Below are 16,940 nucleotides of genomic sequence, written 5' to 3'. Positions count from 1 at the left end.
AGTGAATGATTTAAAACTTATATATAAGAAAGTTTTAAATGGCTCTTGATCACTTGTTTAGATATCAAAGATTGACGTTGAAATAATTGATATATTTAAAATTAACAATAAAACTATTTAAAATAACGATTTGCTAGAAGCAAATAAAAAGCTTGAATTATATGTTATTAAACTTAAAAAACACTTAAACATAAAAATATTTTTGGAATTTAGGGATTAATGATTGAAATACCCTAATTTAGACACTTTTTAGCTAAAAATAATATTAAAAAACTAAAATAAACATTTTTTAAGGAAGTAATTATGAATATTTTATTGCTTGAAGATGATTATTTATATGCTACTAGTATTTGTGAATATTTGCAAGATTTAGGATTTAGTGTTGATGTTTTTAGTGATGGCGACTTAGCCTGTAAAACTATCGCAAATAAATTTTATCATCTTTATATACTTGATATAAAAGTAATAAATACTAATGGCTTTGATGTATTAAGTTATATAAAAAGCTTAAATATTACTAACCCTATTATGATGATGACTTCAAGAACTGATATAGCAAGTATTAAAAAAGGATATGAGCTAGGCTGCAATGAATACCTTAAAAAACCTTTTGAACTAGATGAATTAAAATATAGAATTAAAGAATTATTAAAACAATTTTTTAACACTCAAAGCAATGATACAATCACAATTTCAGGCGAGTTTGTATATGATTATATTTCTAAAAGTCTTAGCAAAAATAAAACTCTAATAGAGCTTACTAGTAAAGAAATCACATTGATTGAATATTTGTTAAGCAATAAATCAAGTTATGTAAATGTAAGCAGTATTTATGAATATGTATGGGGGGGGGCAAATGAAGAATTTGAAACCAATGGCTCAAGCGATGTAAGAGTATATGTCAAAAGAATTAGAGCAAAAACTTGCGATGATTTTATAATATCATCTAGAGGACTTGGCTATAAAATCAATGTCTAAGCAAACAATACTATTAACCCTTATAGCTTTAGTAATATCAATGTTAGCTATAAATATATTGAAATTAAGTGTAGCTAATGATAAAAACTCTACGCTATTAGAACTAGCAAGTTATATAAATAAGAATTTAAATAACTTACAAGATATAAAAATATGTATTTTCAATAATGAAGAAATTTTAAAATGCGAACTTGATATAAACTATATAAAAGATGATTTTATATATAAAACTCATAATTCTTTGCTTTATTACAAATTCCAAAAACAAATAAACAATACAACATACAATGTGGTGCTATCAAAACCTTGCGTTTATAACAAAAGCATAATCAATGCTGCTATAGTATTTGGTGGGGGAACTTTTATATTATTTGTTTTAATTTACTTAGTTTATAAAAACAATATCAAAAGTTTAATTTGGTATAAAAACACTATGAATACATTTTTTTATGATGCAATGCACGAGTTAAAAACGCCATTGGGTATAGCCTTATTAAATGCTGATATGTTAGAAAGTAATAAATATCAAAAAAGAATTAAAGCAGCACTAAATCAGATGAAAACAACATATGATGATGTAGGATTTTATATAGAAAATCCAAATGCTAAATACCCACTAAAAAATATTAATTTTTCTATTTTTTTAAAAACAAGAATTGATTTTTTTAATAGTATTGCTAGTATGAAAAGTGTGGAATTTCATTTAGAAATCACTAATGATTTATATGTATTAATCAGCGAAGTAGAGTTACTAAGAATTGTAGATAATAATATTTCAAATGCAATTAAATATACAAAAGTTAATTCTAAAATTACAATATCTTTAAACCAATCAAATGAAAAAATAATTTTTATAATACAAGATGAAGGAATTGGCATAAAAGATACAAAAAGAATTTGGCAAAGATATGCTAGAGAAGATTTGGCTAAAGGTGGATTTGGCTTAGGTCTTAATATAGTAAGAAATATTTGCAAAAAATACGATATTGTATATGAAGCATTTAATTATGAAAAAGGGGCTATTTTTAAATACTCTTTTAAATCATAATTTTTTAATTTAATCTTAATTTAAAAACTAAAAAATATAATTAATTAACTTAAAATCTTAATTTAAAGGTGCATAATGAAAAAAGTCCTCATATCACTACTCGTAATATCTAATCTTTATTCTTATGAATATACAAATAAAGTTCATCCTTTCGGAATGTATTTTGGAACTCAAAACCATAAACAACATACAGATATAGATTTAGCTGATTGCGTTATAAATAATACAAGAAATAATGATAAAGGCAGAAGCGCTTGTTTTCAACTTTATCAAATCTTTAACATAGATGATCATTTTAATAGAACTGATGCTGAAGACGAGCAAAGAATTATTGTAAATTGGGGATTTAATTGGGATTATGCTTGGGCTAAACTAGATTATCAAAATAGCATTGTAAAAAAATTTGGCTCTTTTAAAGGAAATCAATCATCTCATCATACCGATTCAAGAAGATTTAGAGAAAATGTATTTTGCGTAAATTACGAAGATAATGCAGCGGGAACTAATTATAATCCTAATAGTTATGATGATTTTATTTCTCATCAAAACTCAAAACCTAAAAAGTTAGATAGTGTAAAAAATACTGAAATTACTTTTCCAATGAAATCTTATTTTTATGATGAATCTTATATTCAAGATGTGTTTAAAGAATTTGAAGTTAATACAACAGGCAAAATCATACTTTTAGCAAGTAGCAATAATGATTCAATTTTTAGCTATTTTTTAAGCGAACAATTACTAAATAATGAAAAAAACTCAAATGCTTATAGATTTGCAAATACTTATCTAGGCTATCAGCATGGCTCAAGCACAACTTCTGATAGCGAAAACGCATACAATGATTTTGTAAGATTTATGAAAAGCAAAGGTTGTAGATTAAATCCTGACCAAGGATTTGCTAGCGGAATACCTTTAACGCTAGATGAAAACGAAGTAGGTGCTACCTTAACTGATAATGCTTATTATACAAACGATGAATGTGCTAAATATTCAGAACAATTTTTCTTAAAAAATAATGCCTTGTATTCTCCTAAAGAATTTTTAAAAGGTAATGCTAAATGGGGATTTTTAAATAATCAATATTTCGCACAAAATAAATCAGGACTAAGCAAATGCTACACATTTAATATGGAATATTACGATGGATATTATTTTTCTAGCAATGGATATTACAATGAAAAAAGTCAGTGGAAATCAAACGAGTATAAAACCTATGATATAAAAGCTTTAAGGCTTAGGAATTTCGTTTATAACAACAATCAATCACTTGCAAATGCTAAGTATATCCAAAGATTTTCTCCTTACATAGATACAACACAAGAAAGAAGTATTTATAGTATTCATAAAACTAGAGATGGAGCAATAGGCGAAAAAGCAATATATAAAGAAATCAAAAATTCAAAAGATTGTATAATCAAAGTTGGACCTGGATTATTTGATATACGAAAAGAATGTAAGAATTCAAAATACAAACAAAACGGCATAAGAGAAAGAGCTGGAATTATGCCTAAAGATATAGGTAATCAAGAAAATATAAGCACAAAAATCTTTAGCTTGCATTTAAGACCAACTTCATTAAAAGAAGAATATACATACTATAAAAATAATAATAAAAAATATACAGCTAGTCCAGGGGATTTATACGCACATTTAAAAAATCCAAAATATTTTACATCTACAGATATTGTAAATTGGGGTAAAAATTATGGAGATGGAAGATTCCCTGCTGATACAATTGTAGGTATTTATAAAAATAAGCCTGAAATTAATGCTAATTTTAAATTCTTATTCTATCCTGACGCAAATAGCACTAAATTTAGTTTAATTTCAAAAGATTTAAATCCAACAGGCAGTGCAAAGGTAGGAGATAAAACATATCCTATATTTAATAAAATTCCTGAAGTTCATATAACCCCATTTTATAATGGTCAAAACTTAGAAAAAAGATATGATTATACAAAGACTAAAGATGGAAATTATATAAAATGTTGTGATAAAGATTTAAGCAAATATTATGTAGATTTAAGAGTTCAAATTAACACTTTAGCAAAAAGCGGAAATGATTACAATATTGTATCAAGACAACCAAGTGTAATTTATTATGAACTAGATTTAGATTATGCAAATGCAGAAAATTTAGAATACATCATAAGAGAACTTAGCTTTAAATTAAAAGAGCCATCATTGATAGAAATTACAACAGAAAGAATTTACGATAACGATAAAAGACCTATGTTTGAAGTAGATAGTAAAAATATCATAAAAGGTGTTAGTGAGACTGCAGCATTTATTTTAACAGATGAAGAAATAGTGCAAAAACAACACTATTTTGGAAGTATCTGGAAAATATTAAATAGAAAACCTAGTCCAGGAGAAGATTTAAGACCTAGCATTAAAGACTTAAATGATAAAAAAGCAAAAATAGCTAATGATACTTATACAAGAATGGTTGGAGATAATGTATATATAGGTTTTGTTCATGCAGCTGATAAAACTAGAATTAGTTTCTTTTCTAATACTGCAAGTGTAAATCACGATGACGGAAGAGCTACTAAGGTTTTAATATACGATAAAGATGATTTTAGAGTAAATCCTGATAATCAAATGATGGGAGATTTTATAATTGAATTTATCAATATAACTCCAGGTCGCCACGATATTTGCTATACTCAAAAAGATATGCAAGGTAAATTATTAACCCCTACTCCAATATGCAAAAACTTTATGGTAAGACCAGCTGAAATAAAAATAAATAATTTTGTTACTAAAGCAGGAGAAGGATTAAAAAAACCTTTACCAACTACTCTTAAAGCAAGTGTATTAGATACTCAAGATAGAAAATTAAGTATTAATTCAAATATAGGAATTAAAGAAGCTAAATTAAAAGTTACAAATAGCAAAGGTAGTTTTTATACATTTGATTTAGAAACAAGTGCTTATAACAAAATTAGCCAACTAAATCCTATTAATTTTAAACGCAATAATAAAGATTATAGTTTTGATATGGTAATTGCTTATCCTTTTGCTGGAAGTGGAATTATTGAGTTTAAAGACAATGATTTTGTAGGAAATGATATTACTAATAAAAAATGTGAAAATACTGGGTTTTCAAATACAATCAACGCTAATGGAAAAATATCTTGTCATATATTAATTAAGCCTATTAATGCTGATTTTACTAGCTCATCTACTACGAATTTAAATAATATAAAAACATCTGATGGTTTATCTGATGCTGTTTTATTTTCTGATGAAGTTGTAGGACAAAGCGAAGCTGATTTGGGTAAATGTTCTGGTATAAATTGTGATTTTACACATTCACTAAATATACCTGTAAATATAGAAAATAAAGGCTCAAGTTCTGCTAATAGTTTAGAATATGTATATAAGTATTTTCCTAGCGATATTGATATAGATTTTGATTTAAATTTCTTAGATAATAACGATACTCAAGCTAGTAGTAGATATAGAATTTATACAAATAAATTAAGTATTAAAAATATGAATATCACAAATCAAAAAATCAAAATGACTTTAAGCGCTAGCAATACTACACTAAATGCGATTTTTGATTCAAAAATGCAAAATTTAGATAACGAAGTCAATAAAAATTTAAATACTCTAAGTAGCGTTGCTAAAAAATACGAAGCAAGTCCTGATGATTTAGAATTTATTACAAAAATAGGCTATACGAAATTCCAAAAAACAAATGACTTAGCACCTAGTAAAGACATTTTAAATAAGCCTGATGTGAATGAATTTAATCTTGATACCACAAGTAGCATAACAATAGATAAAGGAACTCCTGTTAATTTTACAAAAAATTATCCATTTATTTTTGCTTATGCAATGTATAAAGATACTAAAGCAGATGCGGGTAAAAAATATAAAAAATTATTACCGAGTGATTTAAAATTAAAATATATAAATACAACTGGTAAAATTAGCGAATTATACACAAGCGCAACTACTAGCGGACATTATTATCTAAAACCAATTGCTGATATTATTAATAATATTTCTTTTACAAGTGATTACAATTCTAATATCAAAAAACTTACCGATGGAAGTATTGAACTTGAATTATCAAGTGATAAAAAAACTAATGAATATATAAAAGATTTAATTAGAATGCACTCAAATAGCGAAATTAGTGCAAAAGAAAGCTTTAGCGTAGAATACACTAAATAATTTTTTAGGAATTTAAAATAAATCAAATTATTTTAAATTCCTTTTAATTTTTAATATAAAAATGCCTTTTTATAATTCTTACTATTTTTTAAGTTTGTATGTTTATAATTTTAGCTTTATTTTTTACAAGGAGATTTTTTGGACCCCAGTTATACGGCATTAATGCTGTTTTTAGCATTGTTTTGTGTTTTTTTAAATGGATTTTTTGTATTATCTGAGTTTAGTATTGTCAAGATTAGAAAAAGTAAGTTAGAAGAATTTGTAAATCAAAAAAGAGCTAATTCAAAACTAGCTTTAGAAATGTATAAAAATTTAGATACTTATTTATCAGCTACTCAATTAGGTATTACTTTAAGTTCTTTGGCTCTTGGTTGGTTAGGAGAAAGTTCTGTCGCTGTTTTATTAAATAAAATTCTATCAAGCTTTGATGTAAATCCTATAGCAATACATAGTATTTCTGTTGCTATTTCTTTTATATTAATTACACTACTTCATGTAGTTTTAGGAGAAATTGTTCCAAAAAGTATAGCAATTGCAAAAACTGAAAGCATAGTTTTATGGATAGCAAGACCACTTTATTTATTTAGAATAATTTTTGCACCTTTCATAGTTACATTTGATTTCTTATCTTTATCTATATTAAAAATATTAAGAATAAAAACAAACGAGCACGCAGCTCACTCTGAAGAAGAAATTAAATTCATAGCAAGCGAAAGTCAAAAAAGTGGCGTTTTAGATGAATTTGAAACCGAACTTATACAAAATGCTGTTGATTTTAGTGATATTGTAGCAAAAGAAATAATGACTCCTAGAAGAGATATGATTTGCTTAAATAAAGTTAATTCATACGAAGAAAATATAAAAATAGTTCATGATTATAAACACACTAGATTTCCTTTTATAGATGCTAGTAAAGACAATGTTTTAGGTATGATTCATATTAGAGATTTATTAGATAATCAAAATAAAGATTTAAATGAATGTGTAAGAAAAGTTCTATTTGTCCCAGAAAATATTAGTATTTCAAAGGTTCTTGTTCAAATGAATAAAGAGCAAATTCATACAGCCATAGTAATTGATGAATATGGTGGAACAGCTGGGCTTTTAACTATGGAAGACATTATTGAAGAACTTGTTGGAGATATAAACGATGAGCATGATAAAAAAGAACAAGATTTCAGAAAAATTAACGATAATGTTTATATAGTAAATGGAAGACTAGATATTGAAAGTGTTGAAGAAATTCTAGATATTAAATATGATGATGAATTAGAAGAACTTACAATTGGTGGTTATGTCTTTAATCGTTTAGGACATGTTCCAAGTGAAAAAGAAAGATGTGAAGATGAGCATTGTTATTATGAAATAAAACAAATGCAATCAAATAGTATAAAATACTTAAAAATAATCAAAAAAACAAAGGAAAAACTATGAATAAATATAGATTAATTACTAGAAGTGATATGGATGGACTTGTATGTGCTGTTTTGCTTAAACATATGGATTTAATAAGTGATATTAAATTCGTTCATCCAAAAGATATGCAAGATGGAACAATAGAAATTACAAATAATGATATTGTTACAAACTTACCATATTGCCCTAATGCTTATTTAGTGTTTGACCATCACGAAAGCGAAAGTATTAGAAACGGAAAAGCAGATAATCATATAATTATTCCAGATGCACCAAGTGCTGCTAGAGTTGTTTATGATTATTATGAAAAACAAGGCGTAAAATTTCCTGAAGAATGGCACGATATGATGGTAGCTGTTGATAAAGCAGATAGCGCTCAATTTTTAATGGAAGATGTACTTGAGCCTAAAGGTTGGGAATTCTTAAGCTTTTTAATGGATAGTAGAACTGGACTTGGTAGATTTCACGATTTCAGGATAAGTAATTATAACCTTATGATGGATTTAATTGATTATTGTAAAAATCATAAAATTGATGATATTATGAAATTACCTGATGTAGTAGAAAGAAGCGATTTATACATTAAATATGAAAAAGAATTTAAAGAACAACTAAAAAGATGCTCTAAAGTTTATAAAAACCTTGTTGTTTTAGATTTAAGCAAAGAAGAAATCATTTATCCAGGTAATCGCTTTATGATTTATGCACTTTATCCTGAATGCAATATATCAATTCATAAAATCTTAGGATTTAGAGGTCAAAATATGGTTTATGCGACAGGTAAAAGTATATTTAATAGAACTAGCAAAACAAACATAGGTGAGCTAATGTTAAAATACGGCGGTGGCGGACACGAAGCTGCTGGGACTTGTCAAGTTGCTCACGAAAATGCAGATATTGTATTAAATGAATTAATTGCTAAAATTAACGCTGATGGTTAATCTTTCTTGCTCGTTTTAAATTCTTATATTTAAAACGAGTTTTCTAATAAAAATCAAAAAATATAAAAACTATAAAAAATTAAATTGGAAAAATTATTTGAAGTTATGAAATGGTGCTTAGGGGGAGACTCGAACTCCCGACCTCCGGCTTATGAGACCAGCGCTCTAGCCAGCTGAGCTACCTAAGCGTGAATAAAAAAAGCAAATTATATATATTTTTGCTTAAAATTTTATAAAATTAAAAATATTTCTAATAAATTGCGTATTAAACTTGCCAACTATGCTATTTAAAAACTAATTTTGCTATATTTTTACACAAATACTAATATTTTTTTTGTTTTTTAGCTAAATATTGTTTTTTTATTGTAAAATAGGGCTTTTAATCAATATTAAGGAGTTTTAGATGACTAAAGCAGATTTTATTTCATTAGTTGCTGAAAAAGCAGAAATTACTAAAAAAGATGCTACAACTGCAGTAAATGCTGTATTTGAAGCACTAGCTGAGTCTTTAGAAAAAGGTGAATCAATTCCATTTAATGGTTTTGGAACTTTCTCAACAACTGATAGAGCAGAAAGAACAGCAAGAGTTCCAAGCACAGGTAAAGAAATTAAAGTTCCAGCAACTAAAGTTGTTAAATTCAAAGTTAGCAGCGTGTTAAAAGAAAAAGTTGCTGCAACAGCTTGCAAAACTGGTAAATGTGGTAAGAAAAAGAAATAATTACCCAATTTAGTGGCGTTTTTAAATGCCACTAAATATATATTTTTTTAGTATAAATACTCAACGCTTTTAATTCTTTTTTCCCAATTTTATAATAAATATATTTTAGGTAGTTTTTAATATCATCATTACTAATTTTTCTTGTATTTGAATAATAATCTAAAATATAATTAGGTATTTTTATTCTTTGATTTGCAGTTAGATTTTTTCTTATAAAAGGTTTTAAAATTCTTTTTGCACTATTATGATTTTTAATACTTGAAAACCTTGCAAACATAAAAGGCAATTTAGTTAATTCATACCATTTTTCACACATATCAATGTATTTTTCTTTATTATTTACATATTCTTTTAGTGCCTTATCTCCAATAATTACTTTACCATTTAATTTTAAAACCTTAGCTAAAGCATTTGAAGTGGCTGATTCTTTATCATTTTGTGCATTTGAGTTCTTTTCAACTAATACACTTAATACCTTTTTGTTAGCGCAAATTCCTATATTTAAATTCTTATATTTTGACCTTTTACTTTCAATACTAGAAATAATTGCGCAATCTAATCTTTTTTCTTTCAATGCTTTATTTAATTTTGCAGGAACATCTTTTTTATACTCTATGCTTTTTTTTATATAGCTTGGTAATTTTGAGCTTTTTAAATAAAAATGCAGTGGTAATAAATTAATATAATCAATCTTTCCGAATATCATTTTTACTCCTAAATAAAAATAAAAATGCCACTAATATAACTAAATAATGCAATGTTTCAGGAATTTTCACACTTAAAGAATAATGAAATGCCGCTAGTAAAAACACAAAATTAGAATAATTTAAATACTTTTTATAAAACATTAAAATCATAAAAATAAATGCAATTAATCCTAAAAGATTTCTTATTGCAATAGTATTTGTAAATAATATTTTTATATTAAATTGATTATCTACTATAACAAAATTTAAAAAATGCAATATTGCAAAAAATCCAGCTAATTTACCAAAAAACTTTATAAAAACTAAGAATTTATTAGGTAAAGCAATACTTAAAAATAAAGATATTAAAGCAAGTTGCCCACTTGCTTTATAAATATCTTTTACATAATCATATCCTAATAAAACAGATGATATAAAATACCCAAAAGACGCTAAAACTAAAAGAATTTTAATTGCAATAATCATTAAAAATTCTTTCTTAAATCTAAATCTTTATATAAATATCCAACTTCTTCTTCATAACCATTAAATAATTGAGTATCTTCTTTAAAAAAGCTACCTAAAACCCTATGCGATGCTTGAGACCATCTAGGATGAGGGACATTTGGATTAACATTTGCATAAAAGCCGTATTCATTCGGATTGTATTTTTCCCAAGAGCTAACAGGTTGCTCTTTAGTAAATTCAATTTTAGCAATTGATTTAATATATTTAAAACCATATTTCCAAGGAACAACCAAGCGAATTGGAGCTCCATTTTGAGCTTTTAATTTTTCTTTATAAAGTCCTGTTGCAAGTAATGTTAGCGGGTGCATTGCTTCATCTAATCTTAATCCTTCTACATAAGGATAATCCAATACTCCATTAAATCTTTGGTCAGGAAAAATATCAGGGTCATATAAACTTGTAAATTTAACAAATTTTGCTTCATTTGTTGGCTTTGCAAGATTAATCAATTCTCTTAATTCAAATCCTTGCCAAGGTAAATTCATACTCCAAGCTTCTACGCAGCGTAATTTATAAACCCTTTCAACAATTTTAAAAGCCGATAAATCAGTTAAGGTCATTGGGTTTTCACACAAACCACCTATCTCAATTGAAATAGCTTTATCATTTAAGCTTGATTTGCTAGCTAATCTTACACATTCGCTTTTATTCGTGCTAAACTCATAAAAATTAACATAATTATAAGCATATTCACTATCACTTGGAACTAAATCAAGATTAGTTTTTGCTAATTCTTCAGCTATTGCTTGGCTTGAAACTATAGTTCCTGCACCTAATTTTAAAAAATTTCTTCTATTTAAATAATAATTTTTATCTGTTACCATTTTTTCTCCTTATTAATTTTTAATTCTAGGTAAAAAAAATAAATACTTATTATGAAAAATCTGTTAAACTTCGCAAAATTTAATTTAAAGGAAAAAGTATGGCAATTAAAGCTGATTACATCTGGATGGATGGACAAATTATTAACTTTGCTGATGCAAAAGTTCATTTTTTAACTCACTCATTACATTATGCTAACGCAGTATTTGAAGGAACAAGAGCGTATAAAACAGAAAATGGTATGGCTATTTTTAGATTGCAAGATCACACTAAAAGATTATTAGAAAGTGCAAAAATCACTGCAATTACTCCACCATTTTCGCAAAAAGAATTAGAAGATGCTCAAATTGAATTATTAAGACGCAATAATTTTAATTCAAATACATATATTCGCCCTTTAATTTTCTTAGGCGATGGTATTATGGGAATTTATCATGCAAAAGCTCCTGTTAGAGTAGGTATTGCAGCTTGGGAATGGGGTGCTTATTTAGGAGAAGATGGACTTAATAAAGGTATTAAAGTATGTTGTTCATCATTAATGAGAAATAGCACAAAAGCAAATTTCAATAAAGCAAAAGCAAGTGCAAACTATCTAAACTCAATGATGGCTAAATATGAAGCTATTAATTCAGGTTTTGAAGAAGCTTTAATGTGTGATGAAGAAGGATTTATAGCAGAAGGCACAGGCGAGTGCTTTTTCATGGTTAAAAATGGCGTATTAATCACTCCACCAAATGATTATGCTCTAAAATCAATCACTCAAGATTCTGTTTTAAAAATTGCAAAAGATTTAGGTATTAGTGTAGAAAGAAGAAGAATTAGTAGAGATGAAGTTTATGTTTGTGATGAAGCATTCTTTACAGGAACAGCAGCTGAAATTACTCCTATTAATTCACTAGATCATAGAGTAATAGGAAATGGGGCTCGTGGAGAAATTACTAAAAAAATCCAAGATGCTTTCTTTGATATAGTATATGGAAGAAATGAAAAATACGCTTCTTGGCTAACTTATATTTAATTTTTTAGAGCGAATTATCGCTCTAAACTTTATAATATATAGAATCTAAAATAAGAATTTGATTTTAACTTTTAATTTTATTAACAATAAGACTATCTTTTATAAAATCTTTTTCTAATTATAAACTTATACAATGTAAAATGCTTTCTTTATCAATTAACAAGGAGTATAAATGCCAGCAGATTTGAATGATTATTTCAATAAAAACAAAAAAAATGACAATAAAAAAACAGATTTTAATATTGATTTTAATTTTAAAGGTTTTGGTAAATTTAACGGAGTAATAATTGCAGCTGTTGTTATATTTTTAATAGTAGTAATAGCTAAGCCATTTGTAGTTGTAAATTCAGGACAAGTAGGTATTAGATCAACTACTGGTAAGTATGATCCGATAGCTCTTCAACCTGGTTTTCACTTTATAATCCCGTATTTTCAAAAAGTTTTAATTGTAGATACTAAAGTAAGACAAATAAATTATGCTAGCGTTGAAGGTGCGAGTGAAAGAACTTATGGTAGAGAAAGCATAATCAATAAAGAATCAATCACGGTTGTTGATGCTAGAAACTTGCCTGTATCAGTAGATATAACAGTGCAATATCGCTTAGATGCAAGCAATGCACCTCAAACTATAGCTCAATGGGGGCTTGATTGGGAAAATAAAATTATAGACCCTGTTATTTTAGAAGTTGTAAGAAGTGTGGTTGGAAAATATACAGCTGAAGAATTACCTATAAAGCGTAATGAAATCGCTGCTTCAATTGAACTTGAATCAAGAAAAAGCATAGACGCTCAAGATAATAAACCTGTATTACTTGAGAGTGTAAAACTTCGTGGAATAATACTGCCAACGAATGTTAAAGAACAAATTGAAAAAGTTCAAATAGCTAAACAAGAAGCAGAAAGAACAAAATATGAAGTTGAGCGTGCAAATCAAGAAGCACTTAAAAAAGCTGCACTTGCAGAAGGTATAGCAAAAGCTGCGATTATTGAAGCACAAGGTAAAGCAGATGCACAAAAAATAGAAGCAGATGCACAAGCTTATGCAAATAGAGAAATCGCAAAAAGTATAAGTAAAGAATTATTAGAATTAAAGCAAATTGAAACCCAAAAAGAATTTAACGAAGCTTTAAAGGTTAATAATGATGCTAAGATTTTCTTAACACCTGGCGGAGCTGTGCCTAATATTTGGCTAGATAATGCAAGCACAAAAAAGACAACCAGCCTTAATAATTAATGCAAAAATTATTAGATACTATTCATTTTTATCTAGCGAATTTCTATGCCCAAGATTTAATTCTTCTTGGGCTTTGTTTTTTATTTTTCATAGTAATTTTAATTCTTGCGATTTTTTTAAGAAAATTTCCAACTTTCTCAATATTTTTAATCATAGTAGGTATTGTTTTAGAATTTGTATTGTTTTTTATTGGAGAAAACTATATAAATGCTACATATCGTCCAGCAGAACTTGAAATAATCAAAAATGATAAATTAATTTTCAGCGATAATATATATTTAGATTTTAAATTACATAACAAATCTCAAAGAGATTTTAAAATATGCAAAATTAAATTCAATATAAAAAAAATCAGCAAAAATAACTTAGAACTAATCAAAAATACCTTAAAACCATTAAAAACAACAGAAATTATTTTAAAAGATATTCCAAAAAATTCATACGAAAAATCTTATTTATTAATACCTAGTAATGTTAAAAAATATACAATTGATACTTTAATTACTTGTTTTTAGGAGATATTTATGTATTTATCGCAATTTCATATCTTTGTAATATTTGCAGCTTTTGTAGTTTATATATTTTCACAATTTTTAATTATTTATTTTTTTAAAGAAAAAAATAAGCTTTATACCTTTTCTTTTACACTCATAATTTTTGTATTGATTTTTGGATATTCAACTCTTCTTACCATAGATAGCTTTTTAAAAAGTGTAGAATTAAGAAATCAAAAAGACTATAAATCAGCAAATGAAGTAGTAATTAGTGGCCAAATATATAATAATGGAAAAGTCCCTGTAAAAACCTGTGAATTAAATATAGGAATAATAAACCTTGGTATCAAAAAAGTAGATGGAAGTATATTTGATTTAAGCAAAGGCTTTGACCCATTAAAACTTAATAAAATTCGCAATTTTTACTCTCACGATTTTAAAATAGAAGGGATTATCAATGAAAACGCATCAAAAAGCTTTAAAGTAAGTGTCCCTTATCCAAAACATTTTGAAGATTATAAATTAAGATATATTTTAAATTGCAAGTAAATATTTCAAATTCTAGATAAATCTTAGAATTTGAAATAATATTAAAAGTATTCTAAAATATATATGTAAAATCACCTTTGTTTGTAAATATTGTAATTTCTAAAACTTCAGAACATTTGCTTATAGAAAATTTTGCAGTTTTACCGAATTTCATAGGTAACTTATAATCATAATAGTAGTTTCCTTGAGCTTGTTCCTTAGCTTTTTTACAAGATCTAATATATTTTTGATTTCCTTTTTCTAGTATATTAAACCAAATATTATAAAAATATTTATCATCTCCACTCAACTCCAGCCATTTTATTAATGCCTTACAATCACCTAGATAAGCACAAAATTAGGGTAAATATCTAATAATTTTTATAATATGTTTTAGCCAGAATTTCTACTGATATAACATTATTACCAATATATGAGCCGTAATTCATATTTTGAACCTCACAAGCACCACGATTTGCTGTAATTTTTGTAATTTCTATATCATCTTTAGCTGTCATAATTAAATATCTTGTTGTTTCGTAATGTTTAGTCAAAAAATTTTCTTCAGTCTTATCTTAAATGCTAACCTTGAATATATATTGATTAATTTTATTGACTTCAATGATCTTATTATTTATTTCATTATTAGCATTATTTTCTTTCGCTTTATTATCAGAACAAGCAATAATAAATAATGCTGTAACATAATATAAACTAACAATTATTTTTAATATTCATCTAGCGCTTCATCGTATATTTTTTGCTCATCATTATTTATACCATTTTGAGCTTTTAAAATTTCATCACGTAATGCAGTAGGACTTGACATAAAGGGCAAGCAAAAACCACCTATTCCGTAACCATGAAAGGCTAAAGCGCCACATCTAAAAATACTTCCAATAACACTTTGTTTTACGTCAATAGTTGCAATTCTTTTAAGATCTGTAATGGTTGAATCTTGAAAAATAATGCCTGTTTTTATTAACATTCTTTTATTTGTTATGATTATTAAAGATGATTTTACTTTACATAACCAATACAACATAGATAGAACAACAATTAATGTTGCACAAAGCATACCTAACAATAAGTGAGTTTGAGATAAAGTTATGTTTTTAAATACAGCAAATGTTAAGGTTATAGCAATACCTGTAACCATACTGCTTCCTAATACTCTAGTTATTATGTCAAATTGACTATTGCAACGGCTTATATATTTAAATACTTGTATCCATAAAGGAATTAAGAAAATATTTAATTCAATACATAATAAAATTTTTATCAATTCTAAGTCTATATCTGTTTTAATACCATAAAAACCATAAACCATCCACATAGCAAAAACTAAAAACAATAAACATAAGCGTGTAAACCAAGATATCCAAGCACTATCAACTTCTTTATATTTTCTAGAATAGACATAACAGTCAAAAAAAGCTTTAAAACTTCCACGTTTTTTATAGATGATTTTTTCATCAGGTAAAATTTTCATTAAAACTCCTTAAATAAAATTAAGGCAGTATTTTACCCCCCCCCTATCTTAAACAAGACTTAAAATAAATATATTTTAACAAATTTATTTCTATCCTATAATCAAATACAAATTTCTTAGAATTTATAAATATTATTTTTATATTTTTTATACTTGTAACAAATTATATCAATGCTAATATGTTGATTAAATATATAATGATAGTTCAATAATTATTGTTAAGTAATATAATTAAAAGAAATTTTATGAGTTTTAATGACAAAATATGATATTTCGGCAAGAATTTAATTAAAAATTTTAGTTTTTAAAATCCTAATTAAAATTCTTATAATTTTATAAATTATATCTATATTTGCAGCCAAAAAAATCAAAACAAGGCTCTTCATCAATAGCTCTATTGGTATTGCCACAATTGTCTATTTCTATGCTAGATTTTAATTGATGAGTTATGTTAGCACTATCTGTTCTGGTATATAAAAACTCTAAATATCCATTATTTATCTTAAATCCTTCATTAAAAAATACAATATCAAAACTATAAGGAGTAGATAAAAATAATGGTTTTTTTAATAGTTTTGGTAAGTTTGCTAAATAGTTTTTAGTGTTTATTTTGTGTTGTTTTAATTTTTCTAAATCAAATAATTTTAAATCATTAAATTCCTTAACCTCATCAAGGATATAAAAATAAATCCTGTCTTTTTCATACTTATTAGCTATATTTTTATAATAAACTATAGTTTTACCTAAAAAATCATTAGTAGCTATTCTTAAAAGCTCGTCTTTACTTAAAATCTTATTTTCTTTTACACAATATCCTTGCAAGTCTTTTTCATAATTGCTTTTAAA

The 16,940-nt window shown here is 26.1% G+C and carries 17 protein-coding genes and 1 tRNA gene; 10 read left to right on the top strand and 8 right to left on the bottom strand.

What is annotated here, in order from left to right:
• The first annotated feature begins 303 nt into the window (after window positions 1–303).
• From KJQ97_RS06370 to KJQ97_RS06350, 5 genes are all read left to right on the top strand, one after another.
• Window positions 304–978: a response regulator transcription factor gene (locus KJQ97_RS06370; protein ID WP_214118730.1), complete on the top strand. Its 675-nt coding sequence runs from the start codon at window positions 304–306 to the stop codon at window positions 976–978.
• Window positions 979–1,018: 40 nt separating this feature from the next.
• The gene (locus KJQ97_RS09840; protein ID WP_250325864.1) at window positions 1,019–2,026 is read left to right on the top strand and encodes a sensor histidine kinase; all 1,008 of its coding nucleotides are present in this window, start codon (window positions 1,019–1,021) and stop codon (window positions 2,024–2,026) included.
• 75 nt (window positions 2,027–2,101) lie between these two features.
• On the top strand, window positions 2,102–6,217 hold the full coding sequence (locus KJQ97_RS06360) for a hypothetical protein (RefSeq protein ID WP_214120304.1): 4,116 nt from the start codon (window positions 2,102–2,104) through the stop codon (window positions 6,215–6,217).
• A 162-nt stretch (window positions 6,218–6,379) separates the two neighbouring features.
• Window positions 6,380–7,651 carry a hemolysin family protein gene (locus KJQ97_RS06355; protein WP_214118732.1) on the top strand — a complete coding sequence of 424 codons (1,272 nt, stop codon included), beginning with the start codon at window positions 6,380–6,382 and terminating at the stop codon, window positions 7,649–7,651.
• Window positions 7,648–8,574 carry a DHH family phosphoesterase gene (locus KJQ97_RS06350; protein WP_214118727.1) on the top strand — a complete coding sequence of 309 codons (927 nt, stop codon included), beginning with the start codon at window positions 7,648–7,650 and terminating at the stop codon, window positions 8,572–8,574. Before KJQ97_RS06355 ends, KJQ97_RS06350 begins: the two co-directional genes overlap by 4 nt.
• A 111-nt stretch (window positions 8,575–8,685) precedes the next feature.
• Here the strand turns inward: KJQ97_RS06350 and KJQ97_RS06345 are convergent.
• A tRNA-Met gene (locus KJQ97_RS06345) sits at window positions 8,686–8,762 on the bottom strand.
• A gap of 215 nt (window positions 8,763–8,977) precedes the next feature.
• Here KJQ97_RS06345 and KJQ97_RS06340 point away from each other — a divergent pair.
• Window positions 8,978–9,292: an HU family DNA-binding protein gene (locus KJQ97_RS06340; protein ID WP_214118724.1), complete on the top strand. Its 315-nt coding sequence runs from the start codon at window positions 8,978–8,980 to the stop codon at window positions 9,290–9,292.
• A 31-nt stretch (window positions 9,293–9,323) separates the two neighbouring features.
• Here the strand turns inward: KJQ97_RS06340 and KJQ97_RS06335 are convergent, their stop codons facing one another.
• Genes KJQ97_RS06335 through msrP form a run of 3 tightly spaced genes read right to left on the bottom strand, consistent with a single transcriptional unit; the run spans window position 9,324 to window position 11,330 of the window.
• On the bottom strand, window positions 9,324–9,998 hold the full coding sequence (locus tag KJQ97_RS06335) for an MqnA/MqnD/SBP family protein (protein ID WP_214120303.1): 675 nt from the start codon (window positions 9,996–9,998) through the stop codon (window positions 9,324–9,326).
• On the bottom strand, window positions 9,979–10,464 hold the full coding sequence (locus KJQ97_RS06330) for a cytochrome b family protein (RefSeq protein WP_214118720.1): 486 nt from the start codon (window positions 10,462–10,464) through the stop codon (window positions 9,979–9,981). The genes KJQ97_RS06335 and KJQ97_RS06330 overlap by 20 nt, the downstream gene beginning before the upstream one ends.
• Entirely contained in the window at window positions 10,464–11,330 is an 867-nt protein-coding gene (gene msrP / locus KJQ97_RS06325; protein WP_214120302.1) for a protein-methionine-sulfoxide reductase catalytic subunit MsrP, read from the bottom strand. The genes KJQ97_RS06330 and msrP overlap by 1 nt, the downstream gene beginning before the upstream one ends.
• A 98-nt stretch (window positions 11,331–11,428) precedes the next feature.
• On the opposite strand from msrP, the gene KJQ97_RS06320 reads away from it, so the two are divergent.
• The 4 genes from KJQ97_RS06320 (at window position 11,429) to KJQ97_RS06305 (ending at window position 14,623) form a co-directional block, all read left to right on the top strand.
• On the top strand, window positions 11,429–12,346 hold the full coding sequence (locus KJQ97_RS06320) for a branched-chain-amino-acid transaminase (RefSeq protein WP_214118718.1): 918 nt from the start codon (window positions 11,429–11,431) through the stop codon (window positions 12,344–12,346).
• Window positions 12,347–12,518: 172 nt separating this feature from the next.
• Complete coding sequence (locus tag KJQ97_RS06315; protein WP_214118716.1) at window positions 12,519–13,580, top strand: SPFH domain-containing protein; 1,062 nt, start codon at window positions 12,519–12,521, stop codon at window positions 13,578–13,580.
• Window positions 13,580–14,095, top strand: a complete 516-nt coding sequence (locus tag KJQ97_RS06310; RefSeq protein WP_214120301.1) for a DUF2393 family protein — start codon at window positions 13,580–13,582, stop codon at window positions 14,093–14,095. The genes KJQ97_RS06315 and KJQ97_RS06310 overlap by 1 nt, the downstream gene beginning before the upstream one ends.
• A gap of 9 nt (window positions 14,096–14,104) precedes the next feature.
• A complete protein-coding gene (locus KJQ97_RS06305) occupies window positions 14,105–14,623 on the top strand; it encodes a DUF2393 family protein (protein ID WP_214118712.1) in 519 nt (172 codons plus the stop codon).
• A gap of 52 nt (window positions 14,624–14,675) precedes the next feature.
• Here the strand turns inward: KJQ97_RS06305 and KJQ97_RS06300 are convergent, their stop codons facing one another.
• From KJQ97_RS06300 to KJQ97_RS06285, 4 genes are all read right to left on the bottom strand, one after another.
• Window positions 14,676–14,912 (bottom strand): hypothetical protein, encoded by a 237-nt coding sequence (locus KJQ97_RS06300; protein WP_214120300.1) that lies wholly within the window; start codon window positions 14,910–14,912, stop codon window positions 14,676–14,678.
• Between the two features lie 61 nt (window positions 14,913–14,973).
• Entirely contained in the window at window positions 14,974–15,156 is a 183-nt protein-coding gene (locus KJQ97_RS06295) for a hypothetical protein (protein ID WP_214120299.1), read from the bottom strand.
• A 173-nt stretch (window positions 15,157–15,329) separates the two neighbouring features.
• A complete protein-coding gene (locus tag KJQ97_RS06290; RefSeq protein ID WP_214120298.1) occupies window positions 15,330–16,094 on the bottom strand; it encodes a PH domain-containing protein in 765 nt (254 codons plus the stop codon).
• 333 nt (window positions 16,095–16,427) lie between these two features.
• The coding region (locus KJQ97_RS06285) for a hypothetical protein (RefSeq protein ID WP_214120297.1) at window positions 16,428–16,940 on the bottom strand (513 nt) is incomplete at its 5' end.

It is taken from the genome of Campylobacter sp. 2018MI01 (assembly GCF_018501205.1).
Classification (GTDB): Bacteria; Campylobacterota; Campylobacteria; order Campylobacterales; family Campylobacteraceae; genus Campylobacter_E.
The sequence above is the reverse complement of the archived record's forward strand: the minus strand, read 5'-3'. Positions and strand labels throughout refer to the sequence as shown.

Coding starts and splice junctions, on each gene's coding strand:
- KJQ97_RS06370 (WP_214118730.1), top strand. CDS start 304: ATGAATATTTTATTGCTTGAAGATGATTATTTATATGCTACTAGTATT.
- KJQ97_RS09840 (WP_250325864.1), top strand. CDS start 1,019: ATGTTAGCTATAAATATATTGAAATTAAGTGTAGCTAATGATAAAAAC.
- KJQ97_RS06360 (WP_214120304.1), top strand. CDS start 2,102: ATGAAAAAAGTCCTCATATCACTACTCGTAATATCTAATCTTTATTCT.
- KJQ97_RS06355 (WP_214118732.1), top strand. CDS start 6,380: ATGCTGTTTTTAGCATTGTTTTGTGTTTTTTTAAATGGATTTTTTGTA.
- KJQ97_RS06350 (WP_214118727.1), top strand. CDS start 7,648: ATGAATAAATATAGATTAATTACTAGAAGTGATATGGATGGACTTGTA.
- KJQ97_RS06340 (WP_214118724.1), top strand. CDS start 8,978: ATGACTAAAGCAGATTTTATTTCATTAGTTGCTGAAAAAGCAGAAATT.
- KJQ97_RS06335 (WP_214120303.1), bottom strand. CDS start 9,998: ATGATATTCGGAAAGATTGATTATATTAATTTATTACCACTGCATTTT.
- KJQ97_RS06330 (WP_214118720.1), bottom strand. CDS start 10,464: ATGATTATTGCAATTAAAATTCTTTTAGTTTTAGCGTCTTTTGGGTAT.
- msrP (WP_214120302.1), bottom strand. CDS start 11,330: ATGGTAACAGATAAAAATTATTATTTAAATAGAAGAAATTTTTTAAAA.
- KJQ97_RS06320 (WP_214118718.1), top strand. CDS start 11,429: ATGGCAATTAAAGCTGATTACATCTGGATGGATGGACAAATTATTAAC.
- KJQ97_RS06315 (WP_214118716.1), top strand. CDS start 12,519: ATGCCAGCAGATTTGAATGATTATTTCAATAAAAACAAAAAAAATGAC.
- KJQ97_RS06310 (WP_214120301.1), top strand. CDS start 13,580: ATGCAAAAATTATTAGATACTATTCATTTTTATCTAGCGAATTTCTAT.
- KJQ97_RS06305 (WP_214118712.1), top strand. CDS start 14,105: ATGTATTTATCGCAATTTCATATCTTTGTAATATTTGCAGCTTTTGTA.
- KJQ97_RS06290 (WP_214120298.1), bottom strand. CDS start 16,094: ATGAAAATTTTACCTGATGAAAAAATCATCTATAAAAAACGTGGAAGT.